The 6,841-nt window shown below is 37.1% G+C and carries 7 protein-coding genes; 2 read left to right on the top strand and 5 right to left on the bottom strand.

Going from position 1 to position 6,841, the window contains the following annotated elements:
* Positions 1-184: 184 nt before the first annotated feature.
* Complete coding sequence (locus AC3A54_RS20350) at positions 185-1,093, bottom strand: nuclease-related domain-containing protein (RefSeq protein WP_487655956.1); 909 nt, start codon at positions 1,091-1,093, stop codon at positions 185-187.
* Between the two features lie 119 nt (positions 1,094-1,212).
* On the opposite strand from AC3A54_RS20350, the gene AC3A54_RS20345 reads away from it, so the two are divergent.
* Complete coding sequence (locus AC3A54_RS20345; RefSeq protein ID WP_487655955.1) at positions 1,213-1,491, top strand: hypothetical protein; 279 nt, start codon at positions 1,213-1,215, stop codon at positions 1,489-1,491.
* Between the two features lie 52 nt (positions 1,492-1,543).
* Positions 1,544-3,628 carry an SGNH/GDSL hydrolase family protein gene (locus AC3A54_RS20340; protein WP_487655954.1) on the top strand — a complete coding sequence of 695 codons (2,085 nt, stop codon included), beginning with the start codon at positions 1,544-1,546 and terminating at the stop codon, positions 3,626-3,628.
* A 221-nt stretch (positions 3,629-3,849) separates the two neighbouring features.
* On the opposite strand, the gene AC3A54_RS20335 is transcribed toward AC3A54_RS20340, so the two are convergent.
* From AC3A54_RS20335 to AC3A54_RS20320, 4 genes are all read right to left on the bottom strand, one after another.
* Positions 3,850-4,068, bottom strand: coding sequence for a helix-turn-helix domain-containing protein (locus tag AC3A54_RS20335; protein WP_487655953.1), 219 nt, complete (start codon positions 4,066-4,068; stop codon positions 3,850-3,852).
* Between the two features lie 10 nt (positions 4,069-4,078).
* The gene (locus tag AC3A54_RS20330) at positions 4,079-4,558 is read right to left on the bottom strand and encodes a DUF2975 domain-containing protein (protein WP_335548806.1); all 480 of its coding nucleotides are present in this window, start codon (positions 4,556-4,558) and stop codon (positions 4,079-4,081) included.
* Positions 4,559-4,587: 29 nt separating this feature from the next.
* A complete protein-coding gene (locus tag AC3A54_RS20325; protein WP_487655952.1) occupies positions 4,588-5,070 on the bottom strand; it encodes a DUF2975 domain-containing protein in 483 nt (160 codons plus the stop codon).
* A gap of 306 nt (positions 5,071-5,376) precedes the next feature.
* Positions 5,377-6,567: an MFS transporter gene (locus AC3A54_RS20320; RefSeq protein ID WP_487655951.1), complete on the bottom strand. Its 1,191-nt coding sequence runs from the start codon at positions 6,565-6,567 to the stop codon at positions 5,377-5,379.
* Positions 6,568-6,841: the final 274 nt, after the last annotated feature.

Here is a 6,841-nt window from a genome sequence, read left to right as displayed (position 1 = left end):
TTCGTCGCTGATAACATTGTAGCCATGAGGAATTAATTTGACTCATTTTCTTTTTACACAATTATATGGACTTAATCAGGAAAAAACCAATACCTTGTTAAAAAACCAAATAACTTCAGTCAAGGAAGGACCAGAAAACCTTAATAAGTACTATTAAATAAATGTCATCATTCTAGTAGATCATTTATTTATAATAGGTATCGCTTGTACTTCCAACAACCGTTAGGTGCTTCTTCAAAACTCTACTAAAAGTCCGTCTACTTAATTTTCCGTTGCACCACTCATAGATGCTTTGGGTAGTAACCTTTCGTTCTGGAAATAACAGCTGAAACTCCTTTACATTCCTCAAAATAGCTAGTTCAATCTTTTCACGTCCCCCACACTTTCCGCATACAAGTTCATTGTACGATTTAGAAAGCTGAAAGGAATGACAAAAACAACAATACATCCCTTTTTGCTGCTGTTCATAGGTATACTCAGGTAGAACAGTATGTGGATTCTTAGTTTGGTGTAACGAGAGTAATTGCTGGGCTAATTTCTTGTGCCCATCATTCAACTTTGACGGTGTGTTATCTATAGTTTTCAAGAATTTATCCACTTGGGTTGGAAAGATAGCAGGCAGGTCCATGGGTGCTTGGTATAAGGTGAATTCAGGGTTGATGAAGATAACGAGAGGCTCAACAAGGTAGTTTAGCTTGAGGTTTTGTAGCAGTTGGCGGAAAAGAAGCGAACTCCTTTTTAATTGGTCGAAAGGATTCTTCCATTCTCGATCAGTTTTTACTGCAATAAATTTATGATCTTTTATGTAAAAATCCCCTTGAAAATTTTTAATATCTAATAGATGGATACCCCCTTGTGAAATAATCAATTTATCAAGTTGAAAATGGGAGTTACTTACTTTAAGAAGCAAGCTATTGATAATATATTTTTCTTCTTTAAGGAGTTCTGCCATTTGGTCAAACTTCTTTTCCCCTTCAAAACCTTTTTCAAGGTTTAGATATTGGAATTTTTCTTGATCAGTTAACTCCATTCGCGTATTTAAGTACCGCATAGCCAATAATTCATCCGATTCATATAGGTTTTTTAGTATCATATGACACTTCCTTTCATAATTCTTAATGCTAATTTTACAAAAAATTATCGAGATACGATTTAAGGAATATGAATATTCTGTTAACATTTTAACGAGTTAGATTACTAGAGGAGGATTATATGAAACTATATCTAATTATTAGCCAAATCCTATTTGCACTTTCTTTGATTCCCTGGTTTGTCATTTGGGGATTGTCATTTATGAGCTTCGATAGTGGGGTCAATATAGCTAATGGCTCTTTTGTTCTCGCCATTACCTTATATCCGATTGCTGTGATCATCTGTTCCATCTTAGCCTGGGTGTTCCGTGTGAAAAAGAAAAGGTCTTCAATCATAATTAATTTACTTCCAATGCTATGGATATTAGCTTTTATTGGCTTCATGGGATTGAACAATTAAAACGTCGTTAAAAAAAACAACCTGTCTCTAAATTGGGAGACGGGTTATTTGTATGAGTGTAGTAATTACTATTAATATGAATAAAGGTGCAGTATTATATAATATGATTCATAGATTAGCAGGAAAGGATATTGAGATGAAATCTTATAAGAAACTAGTTGCATGTGCCTTGGTAGGAATGGCCATGCTAATGTATGGAAAAGCTCCTGTAAAGGCATCAGCCGTACTAGGATCCGATGTAACCAATTATATTTCTTCTAGAAGTAACACGGTTTCTGTTGGCGTTTACGATGCAAACACAGGAAAAACATATACATACAATCCGTCAAAAACCTACTATACTCAAAGTGTTGTGAAAATTTCAATTATGGCTGACGTACTGTATCAAAAAATCCCTATTACTAGCAATGTAAATTCATTATTAACTAGAATGATAGAAAATAGTGATAACAGTGCGGCAAGTACGCTATGGCGACAGCTTGGAAGCGAAACAAATGTCCAGCCCTTTTTTCAAAAAGTAGGGATGACAAGTACCAGTGCAGGTACTGGCGGTTGGTGGGGTCGTACCACTACAACTGTTTCGGACCAACTTACCATAATGAAATATTTTGCCTATCCCAATGCCTTATTAACGGATTCCCAAAGAGCATATGGTCTAAATCTTATGCGGAACGTAGTGTCAGACCAACGCTGGGGGACAAGCTATGGAATTCCATCAGGGGTTAGTGTAGCGTTAAAAAATGGCTGGGTCACTACTGGAAAAAATGTCAATAGTGTGGGGTACATTAATGGGCAAGGGAAGAATTATGTTATTGCTGTTCTGACAGCGAATAATCCATCCCTATCCTATGGAATCGATACCATTAATAAAATATCAAGTTTGGTTTGGAATGAATTTCAACCGCAGGGTTGGGTATTATCGAATGGAAAATGGTATTATTACACAACAAATGGAAAAGTTACTGGCTGGGTTCCCTATAAGGGGCAATGGTATTACCTTGATTCAGCAGGTGTAATGAAAACTGGCTGGTTAAAGACAGGGAACACATGGTACTACTTAAATAAAGATGGCTCCATGAAGACTGGCTGGCTATATTATGGTAAGGCCTGGTATTTCCTTGATCAATCCGGAGCAATGAAAACCGGCTGGATCCAAACGAATAATAAATGGTACTACCTTCAATCTACCGGTGAAATGAAGACCGGCTGGCTGCTATCAGGCAGTGAGTGGTATTACCTCCAGTCCTCTGGTGAAATGCGTACAGGATGGGCTTTAATTAACAATAAATGGTATTACTTTAATCATTCGGGAGTAATGGAAACCGGCTGGCTCGAAGTATCAGGAAAAAAATATTACCTTTCAGAAAGTGGAGCGATGGTGACCAGCTGGAAGGAAATTGAAGGAAAATGGTATTACTTCAATCAAGAGGGGCAAATGGATGCCGATACGGTCATCCAAGGTTATAAACTAGGTTCAGACGGGGCATGGATTCAGATCAATTATGTTGCTTTAGGGGATTCGTTAGCAGCAGGAATGACTCCACAAGGGCAAGACAGACCTGTGGTAAATGGAGTAGACCCAGACTGGGGTTATCCAAATTACATTGCCAAGGATTTTACAAAATCGTATCAACTGCTCAAATTTGTAAACCTAGGTGTTTCCGGATATAAAACGGATAATATCATAACAGATTTAGAGAAGGACGCTGTTCAACAAGAAATTAAAAGCGCCACTCATCTTACTATTGATATTGGGGCCAATGATTTGCTTCCGGTGGTACAAGAGGATCCACTGGCAGCGATAAATGAAATTCCGGTCATTGCTGGAAAAATCAGCACCATTCTAGGAACCATTGATCAACTTAATCCCAATGTTAAGGTATATGTTATGGGCTATTACAACCCATTCCCATATATAACTGATCCACAACAAAAAGAGCTGGTAAATCAATTAGTTCAGGGTTTTAATGCTCAAATTCAAGCCCAGGCGGTTCAACATGGGGATGCATTTGTTCCAACCGTTCAAGCGATAAATGGTAGTCATTTTGCAGATTATATTCCAAATCCGCAAAACATCCATCTAAGCTTACCAGGTTATGAAGTAGTAGCCGGGGAATTTTGGAAGGTTATGCAGTAACAGAAGTAGTTTTTACTAAAATGAATATTAATTAATGAAAAAAAGCGGTGCTTTAAAGGGTAAAGGGTTCCGTTTTGAGGTGCATATTAAATAATTGACAACAAAAATGGCGTGCGAACTGACAGCAGTTTTGCACGCCATTTTTACGTTAATTAAGTCACAGTTAACATTGAAACTATCTTAACTATTAGATGGGTTAATTAATTAAACTTGTTGTCTATTTATTGAGTGTCTTTATCGCTTTTGTACTCCAAAATATCACCTGGCTGACATTCCAAAGCCTTACATATCGCTTCTAATGTTGAAAAACGAACCGCTTTTGCTTTCCCATTTTTCAGAATGGAAAGATTCGCCATAGTTATTCCAACCTTCTCCGAAAGTTCTGTTACGCTCATTTTTCTTTTTGCTAACATCACATCAATATTAATAATAATTGCCATATCCTCCACCTCAGACCGTCAAATCATTTTCTGATTTTATGTTAATCGCTTCTTGCAAAAGCCTTTGGAGAACAGCAGCAAAAACTGCGATAACCAACGAAGCAAAAGGGATGACCATTCCAACAAATATGAGACCCGGGGCATCGTCTTTATCTGCCACGAGATAATAGAGCGGCAAGCCTAAGACATGCAAACCGCAGATGGAAATAGCGCAGTATTTGATCCTCATTAAAGTTCGAACAGACAATTCAGAGAAAGCAATGTTCTTGTCTATATAACTTAACAGTTTAAAAGCTTGATACAAGGCAATGTAAAAAGGTAATGACCCTCCGTATAAAAGGATGAAAATGATATATTTTATGGAATGAACCCCTAAGAATTTTGCTACCGCATCTGCCAGTTCAGGAACCAGAAATATGCACAAAGCGAGAACAGGAATTCCAATGAGAATAACAGCTATCTTCAAAAATAATGTGGTTGCAATCTTCATAAAAAACACCTCTCGTATATTTCAAAATGTTAATTGTTTTTTGGCTGTGAATCCAAGACATTCTTTATAGGTTTTTGAAGTACGTCCACAATGGCTGCGATAATACTTGTTGCCAAGATGCCCATTAGACCTAGAGATATTGGACCTGCTGCATCATCACCTGTGAAATGAACACGAACCCTTAAATAAACTATTGCTAAAAAAATGAAGGAAATGACAGTAAAAGTGCATTTTTTAATTATCTTTAAAGTTTGAAGAGATAACTCAGAGAAAGCATTATTCTTCTCGATATAGGTTAAAAGTTTAAATATTTGATACAACGCCACAGAAAACGCAATACATATTCCATATGCACAGACCAAAAGTGGATATAGCGAATAATCACCTGGGCGCTCTATCGCATCTCTTCTGGCTGCTTCAGGCAAAAAATATATACACACGGAAAGCATTGCAATTCCAACAAGGAAAATAATGACCTTTAAGAAAATGGTAGAACCTCTTTTAACATTCATTTAAAACACCTCACTTATTTCATGATAATACGAATTTAACACATAGTTTATCGTTTTACAATAAATTTATATTGTATTTAATTGTATTATTATTGTTATTGAAATATTCTTTTGCAAAAATAAAAAGCATTTCTCATTACAAAGAAATGCTCTTACATTAAAAAATTAAATTACAACTTGTTCACTAAAACTGATCTTTTTAATAAATGCATATTTAATTACTATTGATTGAAATGACGTTTAAACTGACACCCCACAACGGAACGGTTTATTTAAAGGGCACCGCTGTTTTTTGCATCAAGCTCCTTAAGCAAGTTTCTTCTCTTGTTGGTCCAAGCGATGGCTGAAGAAAGTGAGCAAACTCGCACAGATCGCTACCAATCCACCGACAAGTGTCACATTGATTAAAGTGCCTTCATGGTAGACAATTCCGCCTAATGCCGAACCCAAAGCAATACCAACATTGCTTGCGACAGGCATCAATGAAGCAGCAAGTCCTGTTGCTTTTGGTTGATAAATACCTGCAAGGTCGATTAAATAAAGCTGCGTAGATGTGGTTAAAAGAATGGCCATTAATGACATCAAGCCGATGTTTACCAAACCAAAGATAAAGTTATCGGTCGTCCAGTATAGAGCAATCAGGACAAATGCTTGTACGAGGAAAACAAACCGCAGGCGTCCGATCGGATTATGGCTGGCAATTTTACCAGCAAGGATGTTGCTAAAAATAGAAATAAATCCGTAACCAAACAAGATCAAACTGATGGAACTACTTGGTGCATCCATCTGCTTTAAAATCGGTACAAGATACGTAAATACCGCGTACGTTCCTCCGAACCCAAGAGATGGGATAAAGAAAGCCATTAAGATTCGTGGGTGTGTCAACAAAGAGAATTGATCCCGCATCGAACTACGGTATTGGCTGAGTTTACTTGGTAAGTTGAAGAAGGAGGCCACAAATGCCACCCCACCGAGAACGGTTGTTAATATAAAAGTGGCATGCCAGGTGTACCATTCAGCTATGACCGTACCAATTGGAACTCCAACCACATTTGCTAGTGTAAACCCACCGAAAACGAAGGAGATTGCAATGCCCCGTTTGGCAACTGGGATGGTTTCACTGGCAACAATCATGGCAAGTGAGATTAATACCCCTGTTACAATCGCTGTCACCATCCGAATGGAAAGGAGCATAAGGTAACTTGTCGAAATGATGCTCAAAGCATTTAAGACAATAAATGTTCCGATTAAAAACAACATCCATTTCCGCTTTGGAAAATGGCTTGTTGCTGACATCACGATGGGAGTAGCAATGGCAAACGTTATGGCAAACGCAGAAACAAGTGTGCCTGCCTTTGCATTTGTTATATGAAGGTTCGAGGAAATATCCGTTAAGATCCCAACGATCACAAACTCGCTTGTCCCGAGAACAAATGTTAATAAGGTAAGTGTGAAAATAAGAAACCAATGTTGCTTAGATAATGCTGTGACTTGCATAAATACCTCTTTTCTTGATGAATGAAAATGTAATAGGATAGGTAAACAATTTACTCATCATACCATAAAACAATTTTACGAAGGAACCCTTGTATTTAAAATAAATGCTTGAATTATTTGGGAGAAAAAGCGGTTTTTGGGTGTACTTAGGATACTGTGGGATGATTTCTCACTTTTTTACTAAGTTTAAATAGTTTATAATTATTAGATAATAGTAGATAATTGAATCTATAAATAATTATAATAGACTAATGAGTGTTTATTAATGAGTCAG

The organism is Neobacillus sp. Soil_C_43 (assembly GCF_057656715.1).
Note: the sequence above shows the minus strand (reverse complement) of the source record. Positions and strands in the feature narration are given on the sequence as shown.